The organism is Pseudoalteromonas sp. 20-MNA-CIBAN-0454, from assembly GCF_040308685.1.
GTDB lineage: Bacteria > Pseudomonadota > Gammaproteobacteria > Enterobacterales > Alteromonadaceae > Pseudoalteromonas > Pseudoalteromonas nigrifaciens.
In genome coordinates this window covers 40,190-57,955 of the sequence record NZ_JBEOOB010000020.1, presented here as the reverse complement: position 1 = coordinate 57,955, position 17,766 = coordinate 40,190, and the positions used below count along the sequence as shown (strand labels likewise).

The 17,766-nt window shown below is 40.8% G+C and carries 14 protein-coding genes; 2 read left to right on the top strand and 12 right to left on the bottom strand.

From position 1 onward, the window contains the following. Positions 1–144: 144 nt before the first annotated feature. The 6 genes from AAEZ22_RS11230 to AAEZ22_RS11205 form a co-directional block, all read right to left on the bottom strand. Complete coding sequence (locus AAEZ22_RS11230) at positions 145–1,413, bottom strand: inorganic phosphate transporter (RefSeq protein WP_197182591.1); 1,269 nt, start codon at positions 1,411–1,413, stop codon at positions 145–147. A 39-nt stretch (positions 1,414–1,452) separates the two neighbouring features. Continuing rightward, the gene (locus AAEZ22_RS11225; protein ID WP_011327026.1) at positions 1,453–2,130 is read right to left on the bottom strand and encodes a TIGR00153 family protein; all 678 of its coding nucleotides are present in this window, start codon (positions 2,128–2,130) and stop codon (positions 1,453–1,455) included. A gap of 148 nt (positions 2,131–2,278) precedes the next feature. Continuing rightward, on the bottom strand, positions 2,279–2,980 hold the full coding sequence (gene phoU, locus AAEZ22_RS11220; RefSeq protein ID WP_011327025.1) for a phosphate signaling complex protein PhoU: 702 nt from the start codon (positions 2,978–2,980) through the stop codon (positions 2,279–2,281). Positions 2,981–3,022: 42 nt separating this feature from the next. Then, positions 3,023–3,850 (bottom strand): phosphate ABC transporter ATP-binding protein PstB, encoded by an 828-nt coding sequence (pstB, locus tag AAEZ22_RS11215; RefSeq protein WP_339686147.1) that lies wholly within the window; start codon positions 3,848–3,850, stop codon positions 3,023–3,025. 22 nt (positions 3,851–3,872) lie between these two features. Beyond that, positions 3,873–5,522, bottom strand: a complete 1,650-nt coding sequence (gene pstA, locus AAEZ22_RS11210) for a phosphate ABC transporter permease PstA (protein ID WP_011327023.1) — start codon at positions 5,520–5,522, stop codon at positions 3,873–3,875. Positions 5,523–5,536: 14 nt separating this feature from the next. After that, positions 5,537–7,771, bottom strand: coding sequence for an ABC transporter permease subunit (locus AAEZ22_RS11205; RefSeq protein ID WP_182684415.1), 2,235 nt, complete (start codon positions 7,769–7,771; stop codon positions 5,537–5,539). A 357-nt stretch (positions 7,772–8,128) separates the two neighbouring features. On the opposite strand from AAEZ22_RS11205, the gene AAEZ22_RS11200 reads away from it, so the two are divergent. After that, positions 8,129–8,635, top strand: a complete 507-nt coding sequence (locus AAEZ22_RS11200) for a glycine cleavage system transcriptional repressor (RefSeq protein WP_011327021.1) — start codon at positions 8,129–8,131, stop codon at positions 8,633–8,635. A gap of 266 nt (positions 8,636–8,901) precedes the next feature. On the opposite strand, the gene AAEZ22_RS11195 is transcribed toward AAEZ22_RS11200, so the two are convergent. The 6 genes from AAEZ22_RS11195 to AAEZ22_RS11170 all read right to left on the bottom strand — a co-directional run bounded on the left by AAEZ22_RS11195 (position 8,902) and on the right by AAEZ22_RS11170 (position 16,889). After that, positions 8,902–9,357: a hypothetical protein gene (locus tag AAEZ22_RS11195; RefSeq protein WP_011327019.1), complete on the bottom strand. Its 456-nt coding sequence runs from the start codon at positions 9,355–9,357 to the stop codon at positions 8,902–8,904. A gap of 141 nt (positions 9,358–9,498) precedes the next feature. Next, entirely contained in the window at positions 9,499–12,615 is a 3,117-nt protein-coding gene (locus AAEZ22_RS11190) for an efflux RND transporter permease subunit (protein WP_339686152.1), read from the bottom strand. Between the two features lie 8 nt (positions 12,616–12,623). Beyond that, positions 12,624–14,372 (bottom strand): efflux RND transporter periplasmic adaptor subunit, encoded by a 1,749-nt coding sequence (locus tag AAEZ22_RS11185; RefSeq protein ID WP_182677007.1) that lies wholly within the window; start codon positions 14,370–14,372, stop codon positions 12,624–12,626. Then, positions 14,362–15,687: a TolC family protein gene (locus tag AAEZ22_RS11180; RefSeq protein WP_011327016.1), complete on the bottom strand. Its 1,326-nt coding sequence runs from the start codon at positions 15,685–15,687 to the stop codon at positions 14,362–14,364. Before AAEZ22_RS11180 ends, AAEZ22_RS11185 begins: the two co-directional genes overlap by 11 nt. A gap of 91 nt (positions 15,688–15,778) precedes the next feature. Beyond that, entirely contained in the window at positions 15,779–16,150 is a 372-nt protein-coding gene (locus tag AAEZ22_RS11175) for a hypothetical protein (protein WP_352297258.1), read from the bottom strand. A 130-nt stretch (positions 16,151–16,280) separates the two neighbouring features. Then, a complete protein-coding gene (locus AAEZ22_RS11170) occupies positions 16,281–16,889 on the bottom strand; it encodes a paraquat-inducible protein A (protein ID WP_341255265.1) in 609 nt (202 codons plus the stop codon). Between the two features lie 241 nt (positions 16,890–17,130). Here AAEZ22_RS11170 and AAEZ22_RS11165 point away from each other — a divergent pair, with 241 nt between their 5' ends. Further along, on the top strand, positions 17,131–17,697 hold the full coding sequence (locus tag AAEZ22_RS11165) for a PhnA domain-containing protein (protein WP_011327013.1): 567 nt from the start codon (positions 17,131–17,133) through the stop codon (positions 17,695–17,697). Positions 17,698–17,766: the final 69 nt, after the last annotated feature.

Genomic DNA, 17,766 nt, shown 5'->3' with positions numbered 1-17,766 from the left:
AGAAAATATATTCGAGAGCAAGGCTAGCGATTCATCCCAGCGACTAAAGATCACAGGGTTTTCTCGCTAAGTAATCGATAAAAAGACCCCAACACCTAGGGCATTGAGATCTTTTCAAGCTAAAAGTCTTTAAGTACTTTTTTATTAAACCCCAAATGCGGTTCTTAGTACGTAGAAAATAACAATAGCAAGGCCTGCGCCCACTGGCAATGTAATTACCCAAGAAACTACAATGTTTCTAATAACACCCATGTTCAGTGCGGCAATACCGCGTGCCATACCTACACCCAACACCGCACCCACTAAGGTTTGCGTAGTTGAAATTGGTAAGCCTGTGCCAGATGCAATTACAACTGTTGAAGCAGCAGCTAATTCAGCAGCAAAACCACGGCTAGGGGTTAAATGTGTGATCCCTTCGCCAATCGTTTTAATTACTTTTTTACCTAAAATAGCTAAACCGGCCACAATACCAAAACCACCTAGTGGTAATATCCACCAAGCAATAGCCGCTTGTTTTGCAATTTCACCGTTGTTTTCAACAATACTTACCACAGCCGCAAGAGGACCAATAGCATTAGCAACGTCGTTAGAACCATGAGCAAATGCCATACTACAAGCCGTTAAGACCATAAGCACAGCAAAGACTTTTTCAACGTTATTAAATTGCATTTTTTTATCGGCCTGAGGGTCGATTTTTAAACGTGAAATTGCAATTTTACCAATAAAGCCTACTACTACTGCAATCGCAATAGATAGCCCAAAACCTTCTATGGTGCCTAAGTTAATACCAATATGTTTTAAGCCTTTTTTAATTGTCACAAGTGACATAATAAAGCCAGCTAAGCCCATATAAATAGGCACGAAACGTTTAGCATTTTTAAGCGGAGTAGCCGTATCAAAAATAAGCTTTTGTGCGCTCATAAATATTAAGTAGGCAATAAAACCCGATATAGCAGGCGTTACTATCCAACTACCAACAATTCCTGCAACCTTGTTCCAATGAATCGCTTCACTGCCTACTGCAACTAAAGCAAAACCTATAATAGCGCCAATAATAGAGTGAGTAGTTGATACTGGCCATCCTAAGAATGATGCCATTAATAGCCAGGCGCCTGCTGCAAAAAGCGCAGAAATCATACCTAATATCATTAATTCAGGAATATCCATAAATGGCGTTGAATCAATAATGCCATTACGAATTGTCGATGTAACTTCGCCGCCGGCCAAGTAAGCACCTGCAAACTCAAAGATCATCGCGATAAAAATCGCTTGTTTAATCGTTAGCGCTTTAGAGCCTACTGATGTGCCCATTGCATTGGCAACATCATTTGCGCCAATACCATAAGCCATAAAAAAGCCAACTGCTGCGGCAATTAAAATTAATACCGTGCCGTAAGATGCAATGATATCCATTGTGTAACCTTAATCTATCGTTTTTGAACTGATTTTAAATTAACGAGCTAACATCAGCTCAAGACGTGATCCTACGCGCTCTGCAATATCTGCAAGCTCGCCAACCCATTCAATGATCTTATATAAAAACATCACATCAACCGGGTTTAACTCACCTTCTACTGCGCGTAGTTGGCGGCGTATTTTAATTTGCATTTCATCCGTGTCTTGTTCTATGGCATCCAATTCAACGAGCATTTTTTCAACCAAGGCCACTTCGCGACCTTTAAAACCTGTTTCTAATAACTCTTCTAACTCATTTATCGCATTAGATGCTTGTTTAGTAGCATCAACACAACGTGTTAAATAAGCTAAAAAGTCGATTTGAATTACTTTTGGTATGATCATCTCACGACCAATTACACGCCCTGCAATGTCTTTTGCTTTATTGGCAATTTTATCTTGCTGGGTTACTAATTCGAGCAGATCTGTACGCTCTACCGGCATAAATAATCCACGCGGTAGTTGTAAACGTATATTTCTTTTCATTTCATCGGCTTCACGTTCTAAATTACGAATGGTTAAACGTAGCTCTTCAGCTTGTTGCCATTCTTCTTTAAATACGTGATTAAAAAAAGGAATCAAAGCTTTACTAGCTTGATGAACCTTTCGAATATGTTCTTCCATTGGTTTGATAGGAGATTTTGCAAATACTCCTAGAAACGCGTTAGTTTGCATAACTGACCCTTAAATCAATTTAGTATGCTGTGCGGCATGAATTTTACAGTATTAAGCTCGATTGTGAACGCTTTTTATTGCTCAACCGCCAGCAAACTAAAAAAAAATTATAATTCGTCGTTGTAATAAAAAAAACTAATTAAAAAAATTATAAAGACTTTTCTATATCTTCTTGAGATGTATGGCGAATATCTTTTCCATTAACAAAATAAATAATATATTCAGCAATATTTTGACACCGATCACCAATGCGTTCTAATGAACGAACTGACCACACTAAATCCATAATTTTCGGGATTGAGCGCGGGTCTTCCATCATATAGGTCATAATTTGACGAATAATGGCTTCGTACTCTCTATCAACTTTAGCATCCTCTTTGTGTACTTCAAATGCACGTTGTACGTCCATACGCGCAAATGCATCGAGTACATCGTGCAACATTTTTGATACTTGGCGCCCCATATTTTCAATATTTACTAACAAAGCCTGTTGGTCTTTAGTAAATGAGTCTAGTGCAACTTTAGCAATTCGCTTAGCTTCATCGCCTATACGCTCTAAATCTGCAATAGTTTTTGCAATAGCCACTACTAAACGCAAATCGCTTGCAGCAGGCTGACGCCTGGCAATAATTCGCGTACATTCTTCGTCAATGCTTACTTCCATTGCATTAACTTTATAATCATTCTCTCGCACTTTTTGCGCAAGCATAGCATCATTTTGGCTCACTGCATCTAATGCACTGTTAAGCTGTTGCTCAACCAGCCCGCCCATACTAAGCACAAGGTTGCGTACGTTTTCTAATTCTTGATTAAAACGGCCAGAAATATGCTTATTAATGTTATGTTCCATCGTTATTATCCTATCAATATTGTACACATAATATCGGCTGAATTAGCCGTAACGACCGGTTATATAGTCTTCTGTTTTTTTCTTATTAGGCGTTGTAAATAAGGTATTGGTGTCTGAGTATTCAATTAGCTCCCCCATATACATAAACGCCGTTTGGTCAGAAACCCTGGCGGCCTGTTGCATATTATGGGTAACAATTACCACTGTAAACTTGCTCTTTAAATCGTTAATTAGCTCCTCTATTACTAAAGTAGAAATAGGGTCTAGTGCCGAGGTAGGTTCATCAAGCAATAATACTTCTGGCGAAATAGCAATTGAGCGCGCAATAACTAAACGTTGCTGCTGTCCACCCGACAACCCAAAAGCGCTGTCGTGTAGCCTGTCTTTTACTTCATCCCACAGCGCTGCACCACGCAATGATTGCTCAACTACTTCATCTAATTTACGTTTGTCTTTAATGCCTTGTAAGCGCAAACCATAAACCACATTTTCATAAATTGATTTAGGAAAAGGGTTAGGTCGCTGAAATACCATGCCTACGTTACGACGCAGCGCCGCTACATCAACGTTTTTATCGTAAATGTTTTGTCCATGTAGCAGTATTTCACCTTCTATGCGGCAAATATCAACTAAGTCGTTCATGCGGTTAATACACCGTAATAAGGTTGATTTACCACACCCCGACGGGCCAATAAAGGCTGTTACCTGGCCCTTTGGAATATTCATATTTACTTTACTCAGCGCTTGTTTATCGCCGTAGTAAAGATCGAGATCTTTAATCTCTAACGCTGTTTGCTCTGTGGTTAAATTATCTAAGTCTAACTTCAAGCTGGTATTGGCTTGATTTACTTTTGGAGCGACTGAAATCATGTTTGTTACCTATTAAATCTTATTAAAGCTCAAGCGATCTGAATTTTTCACGTAAATGATTACGTATACCAATAGCGGTTATGTTGAGGGTAATAATTACCGACACTAATAAAAATGCCGTTGCATATACCAGCGGTCGCGCCGCTTCAACATTCGGGCTTTGAAAGCCAACATCGTAAATATGAAAACCTAAGTGCATAAACTTTCTGTCTAAGTGAAAGTATGGAAAGTTACCATCAAGCGGTAACGTAGGTGCCATTTTTACTACACCCACCAGCATTAATGGCGCTACTTCACCTGCTGCACGCGCAACAGCCAGTATTAAACCTGTCATAATTGCTGGGCTTGCCATAGGTATAACAATACGCCATAAGGTTTCTGCTTGTGTGGCACCAAGCGCTAATGATCCGTGGCGTACCGTACTTGGAATACGCGATAGTCCCTCTTCAGTGGAAACAATAACCACAGGCAAGGTAAGTATTGCCAGTGTTAAAGCCGACCACATAACACCTGGTGTACCAAATACCGGAGTAGGTGATGACTCAGGATAAAATAATTGGTCAAGGCTGCCACCTAGCATATAAACAAAAAAGCCTAAGCCAAATACACCATATACAATAGAAGGTACACCGGCTAGGTTAATTACCGCAATACGGATCATCTTAGTTACCGCATTTTTAGCCGCGTATTCATGCAAGTAAATTGCAGCAACCACCCCAAATGGCGTCACAATAACAGCCATTAGCATAACCATAAACACGGTACCAAATATGGCCGGAAATACGCCACCTTCGGTATTTGCTTCGCGAGGGTCATCTGATACAAACTTACCTAATTGGATAAAGTAATGGCCCAGTTTGGTTAAAAAGCTCATGTCGTTTGGAAACCACACATCTAATACTTGATACAATGGAATGGTGACTATTTCGCCGCGCATATCTTTAACCATAACTTGGTCGCGCTGTGCTTGTTTACGCAGTGCAAACAGTTGCTTTTCGAGCACCGCATACTCGGCACGTAGTTCTGCACGCGCCTCTGCAAGCTCAGCAACACGTTCGTCTGTAAGTTCATTATCAAGTAAGTAGGATTTTTCTTTTAGCCTTAGACGTTCCAGTTCATAGTTAATATGACCAATATCACCGTTTTGTAAATCAAGTGCTTCGTCGTTTAAATCAACTGCCCGTTCAACCAGCTTATGTAAATAGGCTACCTTATCGCCGGTAACAGGTTGTCCGTCTTCAATTACGCCTTCTACGTAGCCATAAAAATTACCATTTTTGCTACGCTCAAACACGGCAAGGGTGGTAGGCGTTGATTGGTTTTTTATGTCGGTGTTTAATATCCAACGAAAATCTAAATCTACATATTCACGGTTACCGGTTTTAATTAATAACCGCTCAAATTCTTCCCTATCATATGCCGAAACATCAACACCGGTTGCCGCTAAACGCGCTTTGGGTACTAATTCTCGATCGTAAATTTCACCAATAATAGTTTGTTTTGCAATTGAGCCTTCCAGCTCAAATTGCACTACTTCAGAAGGCCAGAAAAAGCTTAACCCTTTCCACGCTATCATAGCTAATAAACCAATTACTGAAATTAAGCTGATGCTCACCGCACCACCGGTCATCCAAATCCAAGGAGAACCAGACCTAAACCACTGCTTTACCATGTCGTGTTCTCCACTTACATTGAGCTGTATTTTTCACGCAGTTGCTGACGAACAAACTCAGCAATGGTGTTAAAAACAAAGGTAAATATAAATAATACAAATGCTGCTAAAAACAATATTCTGTAATGCGAACTACCCACTTCCGACTCTGGCATTTCAACCGCAATATTTGCCGCAAGCGTACGCATTCCCTGAAACACACTCCAATCCATAATCGGGGTATTACCGGTTGCCATAAGCACTATCATGGTTTCGCCTACTGCGCGGCCAAGGCCCATCATTACCGCAGAAAATATTCCAGGGCTGGCGGTAAGTAATACCACGCGTATCAGTGTTTGCCACTGTGTTGCACCCAGTGCCAGTGAGCCATTAGACAAATGCTTAGGCACGCTAAATACCGCGTCTTCCGCAATCGAAAATATAGTAGGAATTACAGCAAAGCCCATCGCAATACCCACTACCAAGGCATTACGCTGATCGAAGGTCATGCCAAGCTCGTTAGTTAAATATTGGCGCACGTTACCATCAAACATCCACAGCTCAACAGTTTCGCTCATCGCAAACGAAAACCAACCAATAAATAACACTACCGGTATAAGTATAATGGCATGCGATCCTTCAGGAATTTTATGGCGAATACTGGCTGGTAATTTAGTCCAACCAAGCGCAGTGGCCAAAATACCTAAAGGTAATAACACCAGTAAGCCAACTATGGCTGGTAAGTGCTGCTCTATTAAAGGCGCTAACCATAGGCCCGCTAAAAACCCCAAAATAACGGTAGGAAGTGCTTCCATTATTTCTACCGTTGGCTTAACCACTTTACGCAGTTCACTCGACATAAAGTAAGCGGTATAAATAGCAGCAGAAATCGCGATAGGTACGGCAAATAGCATGGCGTAAAATGCAGCCTTTAAAGTACCAAACGAAATAGGCACTAACGAAAACTTAGACTCAAAGTCGTCACTGGCTGAGGTTGATTGCCAAATATAACCTGGCTCTGGGTAACCTTCGTACCACACTTCTTGCCAAAGTGCAGACCAAGTAACTTCTGGGTGTTCGTTATGAATTTCTAATACGGTTAGTTTGTTGTCAGCAACAATTAGCGCTGCATTTGCACGCGGTGCTATAGCAAAGTTTTTAATTGCTCCTTCGCTTACTTTGCCTTGCCACAATTTTGCTTGGCTTGTGGTGTAATAAACACCTAACTCACCATTACTACTGGTAGTAAAAAAGGTACGGCGGTAAAACTCAGTAAATACGTTTAACTTACTTTGCTTTGTTGTTTCAAATGAGCGGATTTTTTGATATTCACGGCCACTATCGGTATTTATTTCAAACCACTGCGATACCTTTCCATTATCGTTTGCCAACATAAGAGAGTTAGCGCCCGCAAGTAATTGCGCCGCAACAATATTAGCGTTTTCTTCATTGGCAGACAGTAATTGAATTTGCTCTACTTCGCTTGGGTCACGCGTATCGTAAACATAAATTTGATTAGCTGAGCGCACAAATACTCGGGTAGTATCTGGCGACATAAGTAACTCATCTACTCGCCCAGCAACATCTAGCTCGGTGCGTTCCACAAGCCATTCAACTTCACCGCTAAACATGTTTTCTTCAGCAACAAAGCTACTAAATAAAACGCGCTTGTCGGCTGTTAGCGCAACAACGGCTGTTTTGTCTTCAAAGTGGCTAAATGCAAAACGCTTTATAGCAGCACCTTGCTCGTCTACCTCTAAAGCAAGTTCGCCTAGCGGATAATCTAAACGCGGAGTTAATTTACGTTCGTTATTTGGAAACGTCACCATAAATTTAGGAATAACAATTTTTACACTGCCATTTTCTAAACCATAAGCATATTGCCCCTGAAACGGTGCACTGGTAGCAAAGCTACTCACATCGCTAGGCAGGGTTACCTCTAGCGTTTTTAGCTTTTTACCAAAGTTAGCTTTTTCAACACTATAAAAGTCAACACTCCCTTGCTGGCTTAATAAATAAGCAACTTCAGTTTGTTCCTCAACGCCTACTCCCACTATTTGCTCTGCGTTTGTAAGATTAAAACTGTCGCGCTTTTCAACTTTAGCTGATTCAAAAATTGGCTGTACTATATAAAGAAGGTAGAAAAAAATTAATAGCAGCGCTATTAATACCATTACTCCACCTACGGTTATGCCAAACTGGGCAAGTCGGTCTTTAAATAGACGGCTTCGATCCGTATTAAAAGTCGGCTTATTCGGATTGGAAGTCATCAAAACATCCTTTAATCTTAACGTTGCAGTGATTATATTTCATCAAAGTGACAGTAATGTTACAGCGGTAATAATTATTTACCGTGTAATTTAAATATCTTTAAGATCAAATAGCAGCCGTGTTTATGCAGTATTGATGAACTAAATATTATATTTATTGGACAAAGTATTTATCGAGGTCAATACTCAGGAAGCATTTAGTTAATAATTATGGTTTGTTGCAAGGGCTGCACTGTAGGATTAAAGGTCTAACTTTAGCAGCTAAATCATAATATTTAACCTGAACTCTGAATAGAGTTAAACAACACTTAATGCCTATGCATTACCTTATTTGGGCTTTAAAGAAGAGAACTATTTATGAAGCAGTTGGTTATAACCATTTTAGGACAAGATCGTCCTGGTTTAGTAGAGAGCATTTCATCCGTTATTTTAGAAAATCATGGCAACTGGCTAAGCAGCAACTTGAGCCATTTGCTCGGTCACTTTGCAGGAATTATTCAGATTGAAGTTAGCGAAGAGCATTTTCAGGCACTGCAAAATGCGCTCAATGCTCTGCCTAAACTTGATGTACGTATTGAAACAGGCAATACAGAAATAGAACCCGCCACACGTGAGCAACTTAACTTTGTTATTACCGGTAACGATCGCCCGGGTATTGTGCAAGAGCTTGCAAGTGTAATTCGTCATAAAGGAGCCAATATTACTCACTTAAACTCAAGGCAACAAAGCGCACCTAATTGGGGCGTGCCTATTTTTAGTGCTGTTGCTACAGTAACACTACCTAATGGGTTGAATAAAGAAGAAGTAATTAATGCATTAGAGTCGATAACAAGCGACTTAATTGTTGATGTAGAAAAGGTTTAACAAAATAACGGCGCTACACACCATAGTGTAGCGCCGTTATTTTTATTAGTTTTAACTGTATATAAATTTACATAACCTGAACTCTGGTTAAGAGATTTACTAACGTATTGAATCATAGTTATATTTAACTGTATTTTCTCTAGCTAGAGATTTTCAGTGAAAATAAGGCGAGTTTACGCGTCAATAGCTGGCCTATTGCAAGAAAATTCAACGCAGTTAGCGCTGAAAATAGCTGCTTAAGATAAGTTTATTATCCGGAGATCAGGTTACATATCTATATGTCGGTTTATGCTTTGTACCATTTGTTTTAATCCTTGGTACTCAAGCTGCAGTATTTGTCCGAGTTTTTCTTTGCCGTCTGCAGTTTGTGTTTTTCCCTCTAAGTACTCATAAGCATTTATTACTTTTTGATGCTGATCAGACAAATAGCCCTGAATAGCTTGCTCATCTAATTGGGTACTTCGATCTAAATCAGTAAAATTCAGTAGCTCTGGATTTTCTGCAAAATACTCATAGCAGTAGGTATCTAACGTATTTATGGTGGTGATTGCTTTAAAGCCAATTAAATCTTCAGCGAGTTTTTTTTCGTATTTAGTACAGTAATCAACTAATTGAGTATTATGCTCACCTAATAGTTCCCGCACACTAAAAAAGTTGGCCGCCATTTGTGTATGAAACAAAATAGTCCAGTCATACATTTGTTGAATTGTTTTAACTTGCATCTGCATTCCTTACTTAAGCTGAGTAAACATAGTAATGCGTAAATCGTGCCATATAAAAAAGTGAGCAATATCAATAGCAAAGTTGCAGGCTATGTAACTTAATACTGTTTTTCAGTATAAGTTACATAACCAATGTAAATATTATAGGTCGCGTTTGCGCCACAATAAATACGTTGCCGGTATTACTAATAAGGTTAAAACAACCGCACTAAACATACCCCCTACCATAGGCGCTGCTATGCGGCTCATTATTTCACTGCCCGTGCCAGTGCCATAAAGTACCGGTAATAAACCTATCACTATAGTAGCTACTGTCATCATTACGGGGCGTACTCTTAGCCCTGCGCCCTCTGTTATTGCTTGCTTAAGCTGCTCATAATTAAGCGGCACACCAGTTTGTTGTGCTTGGGTAATTTTTTCTTGGTAGGCCTGATTTAAATACACCAGCATGATCACCCCAATTTCTACGGCCACCCCTGCAAGTGCAATAAAGCCCACCCCAACAGCCACCGAAAAGTTAAAGCCTTCTAGGTACATTAGCCATATTCCGCCAATCATCGCCAACGGTAAAGTAACGATAATAATCAATACCTCCGCAAAGCTTCTAAAGTTCAGATACAGCAGCACTACAATAATGGCTAACGTTAGTGGTAATACGTAAGCAAGCTTATCTTTAGCACGCTGCATATATTCATATTGCCCAGCCCAGGTAATTGAATATCCTGCTGGTAGTATCAATTGCTCATGCAAAATTTGCTGGGCGTTTTCTACATATGTACCAATATCAATATTTTCTATATCAATAAAGCTCCAACCATTTAAGCGGGCATTTTCACTTTTTATTCCGGCTGGGCCATCTTCAATTAATACTTTAGCAACATCTGCTAAAGCTATACGCTGCCCGGCTGGAGTTACAATAGGAAGTAACATTAGCTCCTCAGGTGAATCGCGGTAACCTTGCGGGTATCGTAAATTTACCGGATAGCGCTCTTGCCCTTCTACGGTTTGGGTGACATTTGTGCCGCCAATAGCAGTAGCTACAACTTGCTGTATATCGGCAATATTTAAACTATAGCGCGCCGCTTTTTCACGGTTTATATCTACCTTAATATAACGCCCACCAGCAACTCGCTCAGAATAAACGGATGCCGTACCCGGTACATCTTTTAAAATGCTTTCAATTTGTTGACCTATTTTTTGAATTTCACTCAATTTAGGGCCAGCAACTTTAATCCCCACCGGGGTTTTAATGCCGGTTGCTAACATATCAATACGGGTTTTTATTGGCATAACCCATGCGTTAGTTACCCCAGGAAACTTCACTAAACTATCTAGCTCTTTTTTGAGTTTATCTAGGGTCATACCTTCGCGCCATTGATCTTTAGGCTTGAGCTGAATAAAGGTTTCTATCATGGTAAGCGGCGCTGGATCTGTGGCGGTTTCTGCTCGCCCTACTTTACCAAATACAGTTTGTACCTCTGGCACAGTGGCAATTAATTTATCGGTTTGCTGTAACAGCTCCCGCGCTTTACCAATCGAAATGCCTGGATAAGTAGTTGGCATATACATTAAATCGCCCTCATCAAGGGGTGGAATAAATTCGCTCCCTATTTTATTTACAGGATAAAAGCCAATCACTGCAACCAGCATAGCTAATACCAAGGTTGCTTTAGGAAACTTAAGTACTGCATTTAGTAATGGTTTATAAGCATTTACCAGCATACGGTTAACCGGATTTTTTTGCTCTGAAATTACTTTGCCGCGAATAAAGTAACCCATAAGCACCGGTACTAAAGTAATTGCAAGCCCAGCAGAGGCGGCCATAGCATAAGTTTTAGTGTACGCCAGCGGGGCAAACATGCGCCCTTCTTGCGCCTCTAAAATAAATACCGGCATAAAACTTACCGTAATTATCATTAAGCTAAAAAATAATGCGGGGCCGACTTCACTGGCCGAATCGATCACCACTTGCCAGCGGTTTTCATCGGTTAGTGGGGTTTTTTCCATATGTTTGTGCATATTTTCAATCATCACTATGGCGCCATCGGTCATGGCGCCAATTGCAATGGCAATACCGCCAAGCGACATAATATTGGCATTAATACCTTGCCAGTACATAATTAAAAATGCTGTTAAAATACCCAGTGGTAGAGTAATAATCGCTACTAAAGATGAGCGCACATGAAACAAAAATACAATGCAAACCAAAGCAACCACAACCAGCTCTTCGAGTAGTTTATTGGTTAAGTTATCAACCGCATTATTAATCAAATTTGACCTGTCATAAACCGGTACAATTTCAACCCCTTCGGGCAGGCCATTTTTTAATGATTCGAGCTTTGCTTTTACCAGCTCAATGGTTTTTTGCGCGTTTTCACCGTAGCGCATTACCACTACGCCACCAGCCACTTCGCCTTCACCATTAAGCTCTACAATACCACGGCGCATTTGCGGCCCTAAACGAATATCGGCCACATCACGCAATTGCAGTGGTGTGGCATTAGTATTAACACCTAAAGGAATGGCTTCTAAATCGGCGACACTTTTAATATAGCCGGTGCTAGTAACCATGTATTCAGCCTCGGCCATTTCGACTACCGATGCGCCCATTTCTTGATTACCTTGGGCAATGGCAGTTTGAATTAAGCTCAGTGGAATGCCATAAGCTCGTAACTTATCGGGGTCAACCGTCACTTGGTACTGTTTAACCATGCCCCCTACTGAGGCAACCTCAGATACGCCAGGTACGGTTTGCAATTCAAATTTTAAAAACCAATCTTGTAAGCTGCGTAATTGGCTAATATCGTGCTGATTAGTTTTATCTACTAATGCATATAAGTATACCCAACCAACACCGGTGGCATCGGGGCCAAGCTCTGCACTGGCTGTAGCTGGCAAGCGGCTGGCTACTTGGCTTAAATATTCTTGTACTCGGCTACGTGCCCAGTACAAATCGGTTTTTTCATCAAATATTACATATACGTAAGAGTCTCCAAAAAATGAAAAGCCCCTTACTGTTTGCGCTCCTGGCACCGATAACATTGCAGTGGTAAGTGGAAAAGTAACCTGATCTTGCACTACTTGCGGCGCTTGCCCCGGATACGAGGTTTTAATAATTACTTGCACATCTGATAAGTCGGGCAAGGCATCAACTGGGGTATTTTTAACAGCAAATAAGCCCCCGCCAATTAAAATAACGGTCAGTAACAACACAAAAAAGCGATTAAGAACGGACCAACGTATAATTGCAGCTATCATATTGCCTCCTAATGCGCGTTATGCAATTGCATAGTGTGATTACCTGATGCGCTTGTAGAGTGCTCACCATTTATGTGGCTAATCACAAACTCCCCTTGCTGCAAACTAAAGGTAAAGTTTATTTGTTGCTGCGCTGCAAGTGCGGTTAAATCTATATCATCTGCAAAGGTAAAATCGAGCCTTGCAGGTTCGCGTCCCCATTTTTCTATTGCACCACGGCTAATATTTGCTATGCGCTGTGCTTTATCAATACTGTTAATTGTGCCCAAAACAGTTGCTGTATTTTTTTCGCTATTTGTTACTGTGCTTTTCATTATATGAATAGCCGTTAATACATAACTGCCATCAGCTTGCTTAGTCAGCTCAAAATGTAATGTTTGGCCATTTTCAAAAGCAGTAAAGTCAACATCATCAGCAACCGTAAAGTCCATTGTCATACTAGGCCAATCAAGTTCAGCTATCGGCTCATGGCTAATATTAACCATACGATGTTCCGCCATAATGCTATTAACAATGCCCTCGCTCCATACAGAGCTAACAGCTTGAGGGGCTTGCATGCGTTTAAAGTCTGAGCTTTTACTTGATTCTGAATCTAATAAAAATTGCGCCGAAACCACCACGTCATCATCTGCCATTATTCCTGATAATATTGCGGTGTTTTTACTGTCACTTCTGCCCATTTCTACAGCCACAGATTTAAAGCGCCCCTCGCCCAAGGCAACCACTACACGGTTTTGGTTACCGGTGCGGATCACCGCTTCTTTAGGGACTACTAATTGCGCTTTATTGGCTTGAGTATGAATATTTACTTGGGCAAACATATTAGGCTTAAGTTTATGGCCTTCGTTATTAAAGCGCAGGCGCACTCGTAAGGTCCGGTTTTTAGCATCGAGTGTTGGGTAAATATAATCCACTTTACCCTGCCAGCTTTGACCACTTAAATAATCAAGCGTCATGCTTACTGGCTGGCCAATCTTAATTAGCTCAGCTTGGCGCTCAAACACTTGCGCTTCAACCCATACCTCATCAAGCTTACCAATACTCATCATAGTGGTGCCGGGGTTAACATAAAAACCTTCGCGCACATTTAGCTCTTCAACTACGCCACTTTGAATGGCATAAAAGGTAATGTTTTGCATTACTTGTTTACTTTTTTGCAGCCGCTCTACAAAATCATCCGATATATTAAGTGACTTTAAGCGTGCTTTAGCTGCGCGAATAAGCACCTGGTTGTTACGATTGAGCGCTAATAGAAACTCTTCTTGGGCATTCACTAATTGCGGTGAGTACAAGGTATAAAGTGGCTCACCTTGCTCAACACTGTCACCGGCTGCTTTGATATAAAGCGTTTCTAACCAACCCTCTACACGAGGGTGAATATGAATAAGTTGATCTTGATTATATTGCACATAGCCAACCGTTTTAACTTCATTTTGTAACGCTTTGTACTGTACTTTGGCGATTCTTACCCCGAGATTATTAACCACCGCTGGCGAAATAGTCACAGCACCTGGGCCATCTAAATTGCTACTACTGCCTGGTGCTTCATCGTAAACAGGCACTAAATCCATGCCCATTGGCGAAAGCCCGGGTTCATCACGTCGATAATTACTATCCATGGGTGCTACCCAGTACAGTGGTTGTTTTTCTGTGCTTGCTTTAATATCAGTATTGCTCGCGGGCATAAGCGATAACACTAATGCCGTTACTCCACCACCCACTACAGCAGCTATTAATAGTTTTAAATTAGTATTCACGATTTTGCTCTCCTAATTGCTCAAGCATCACAGCAGCGTCTTGGCTACTGGCATAATAATTTAGACGAGCAATAATAATTTGTTGGTCTATTTGAATATTTAAGCCGTCAATTTTGGCATTAAGCTCACTAATACGAGCACGCATAACTTCTGAAAAATCACCGTCGTCCCGCGTGTATGCATTGAGTGTGGCTTGGGCTTGCTCTGCCATTTGCGGTAATAACTTAGTTTGATAAAGCGTATCGCGTTTTTGTAGCTGCATTAATTGGCTAAACTCTTTGAAATACATCCCTTTTAACTTTTGTAGCGCTATTAACTTTTGAGTTTTAACTGCTTCAGCTGTCGCTATTGCAGCGTTAACTTGCTGATCTTGGCGGTTACTAGTAAATAACGGCAAATCAATACTTACCCCAACAGAGAGTAAATCGGCTCGTGAGTCTCCCATAGGCGTATCACCTCGATGGCTATAGCCCATATTTACTCCAAACTGCGGCTTATAACTTTGCTTTGCGAGCGCTATTTCTGTTTGCTTAGCTGTTACTGTTTGATCAATAGCAACAATCGCGGGATGCGCCATAAGTAACGACATTAGCGCCTCAAATTCCAGCGTGGTAAAACTAATTAACGGCTCAATAGCTGTGTTTTTAGTACTTACTGGTTGAGTTAGCATGCTCATTGGCAACCATTGCGACAGCCGTTTTTTAGCACTTTCAAGTTGCTGCGCTAGCATTACTAATTTATCTTCTAGGCGAGTGAGCTCTAACTGAGCGCGAATAATATCTTGCTGACGAGTTTTGCCTAGCGAGCTGGCATAACTTGATTCGGTTATATCAATCAGTTGCGAAAATAAGGCTTTATCTTGTTCGATAAGCGCAATGCTGCGCTGAGCTCTGTACGCATTAAGCCATGATTCAATAACAATTGTTTTTACTTGTGCAAGGCGATCGGCTCGCAACCAAGGATGTTGCTGCGCAGATTGTGCTAAGGCTTGCTGTTTTAATGCTAGGCTGTCGCCACGACTAAACATTTGGCTTACACCAATACTTAGCTGCGTCATACCTTCTTGATCTAAAGCAAAACCATCGGTTGGCACGCCCATTAAACCCAAAGTTAATACCGGATCAGGCAAACTACCTGCGGCTATACTTTGTGCTTGCTCTGAGGCTTGTTGGTACTGGCTTGCCTTTAGCCAAGGCTCATGGTTTAGCGCATACGAAAGCGCCTCATCTAGGCTAAGTTCATTGCTGTGTGCTGAGATTGCAGTTCCTAGCATTAGCGCTAAAAAACTGACTTTAAATACTGCAAAGTGATTCATCACTTACTCCACTAAAATTAAAAGATTAATTTAGAGGCAGAAAAGGTGAATTAAACGACTTGACCTAATTTTAGGTACACCTATCCTGCAATTAAGCAGACATAGGGGGGCGGTATAGCGAGCTGACTAAATGGTGTTGGTTTTGTGAGGGATAGAGCTGTATTTTTTCAGAAATAATCAGTGGGGTGCTAAATAAACCATCAACACTCAACATTGAATACGCTGAACAAGCATTAATTGGGCAATTACATTCTTGTTCGGTTGCTGCATCATCGCAACAGTCCATATTCATCATACTGACTGACATTTGCTGATGTACTTTTTCAGTTGCAACATTAGTTGCAGCATGCTGTGTTTGGCCCATGTGCGGCATTTCACATAGCATAGCAACAGACGCAACAGCCTGACCCACAAGCGTGAGTAACATAGCGATGATCAGTAAACTAGAGTAAATGCGTTGCAAAAAGTTGCCTTATTGAGGTTCTAGGTTCTAGGTTCTAGGTTCTAGGTTCTAGGTTCTAGGTTCTAGGTTCTAGGTTCTAGGTTCTAGGTTCTAGCGAAGTTTATGATAACTGAATAGTTAATACAAATCTTTATATATTTTTTGCATCGGTTTTAATAAAACTACTCGCGGCAATGGCAAATAAGCAATAACCGGTAAAATACCAAAAGCCATTCCCCAGTTCGGCGTGCATTTTAATTAGCCCACCGGTTTCACCCTCGGCATTGCCTGCAAGGTAAGTAACAATAAGTGCAATAACAAACACATCTACCATACTCCACTTACTCAAAGCGCAAATAGTTACTCCCAGATTTTGCTTAAACTTACTCGCTGGCAATAAGCAAAAGACTAATTGCATTAGTAACTTAATAGTCGGTATTACAATTGAGAAAAAAGCCACCAACACCGCTACTAAATAATTTTTATTATGAGCCAGTTCGTTAACCGTTCCCCAAATGCTGCGTGTTTTTTGATAAGCACTTATCTCACCTTCAAGCTTATCTAACCCAAACATGCTTGATGCCATCATCAGCATGTTTCGAGTGTTGCGGTCGCCTTCATCGGCAATCATCTCAATACCTGTTTGCGCTAATTTAGACTTATCTATTTTCCCCTCTAGGGATAATACAGGCTGGGTAACACCGGGAACCAATAAAGCTAAAGCAATTAAAATACTAACTATAGGGAGAAGTAAGCGCATAACATATCAAAAAAATAAACCATCATGCGCTTATCATACGCAAACTTAAACGCTGCGTCTTGCTCAATGCTAAACCGAGTTTGCTGTATTTAATTATTGTAATTTGCAGTTACAAACAAGATATAACCATACTTTTTATATGGATATGCGCTAATCCTTAGTGCAAATGTACACAAAGAGCCCAGATGGAGGTATAATAACCACATAATATTTTTGTAAAAACAGCATAAGAGCCTCCTATATGAGCATTGAACAAGCCTTAGTAGAACGTAGTAATAACCAATGTGAATTATGTGCAGCAACAGATACTTTATCTGTGTACGAAGTTCCGCCAGTTAAAGAAGCCCACTCAGATAAATGCATTTACACTTGCCAAGTATGTAAAGATCAAATTGAAGACACCGCTGAGCTAACCCCTACCCATTGGCATTGTTTAAACGACAGCATGTGGAGCCAAACTCCTGCAGTTCAGGTAGTGGCTTATCGTATGTTGAGCCGCTTAGCTGCCGACAATGGCTGGGCACAAGACGCCCTAGACATGATTTATCTAGAAGAAGATACATTAGCATGGGCTCAACAAGTACTTGCTGAAGATGACGACTTAAAACATCTTGATAGCAATGGCGTAGTACTTAAAGCCGGTGATACCGTAACGCTAATTAAAGATTTAGATGTAAAAGGCAGCAGCCTAACCGCTAAGCGCGGTACTGCGGTACGTAATATTGGCTTAACCAGCAATCCTGAACATATAGAAGGGCGTGTTGATGGTCAACGTATTGTAATTCTGACCAAGTTTGTTAAAAAGTAAAAATATTTATTTAGGGCGCATAAGCGCCCTTTTTTACGCGTTGTAACAATCACTAAGCCAAACTTTTAC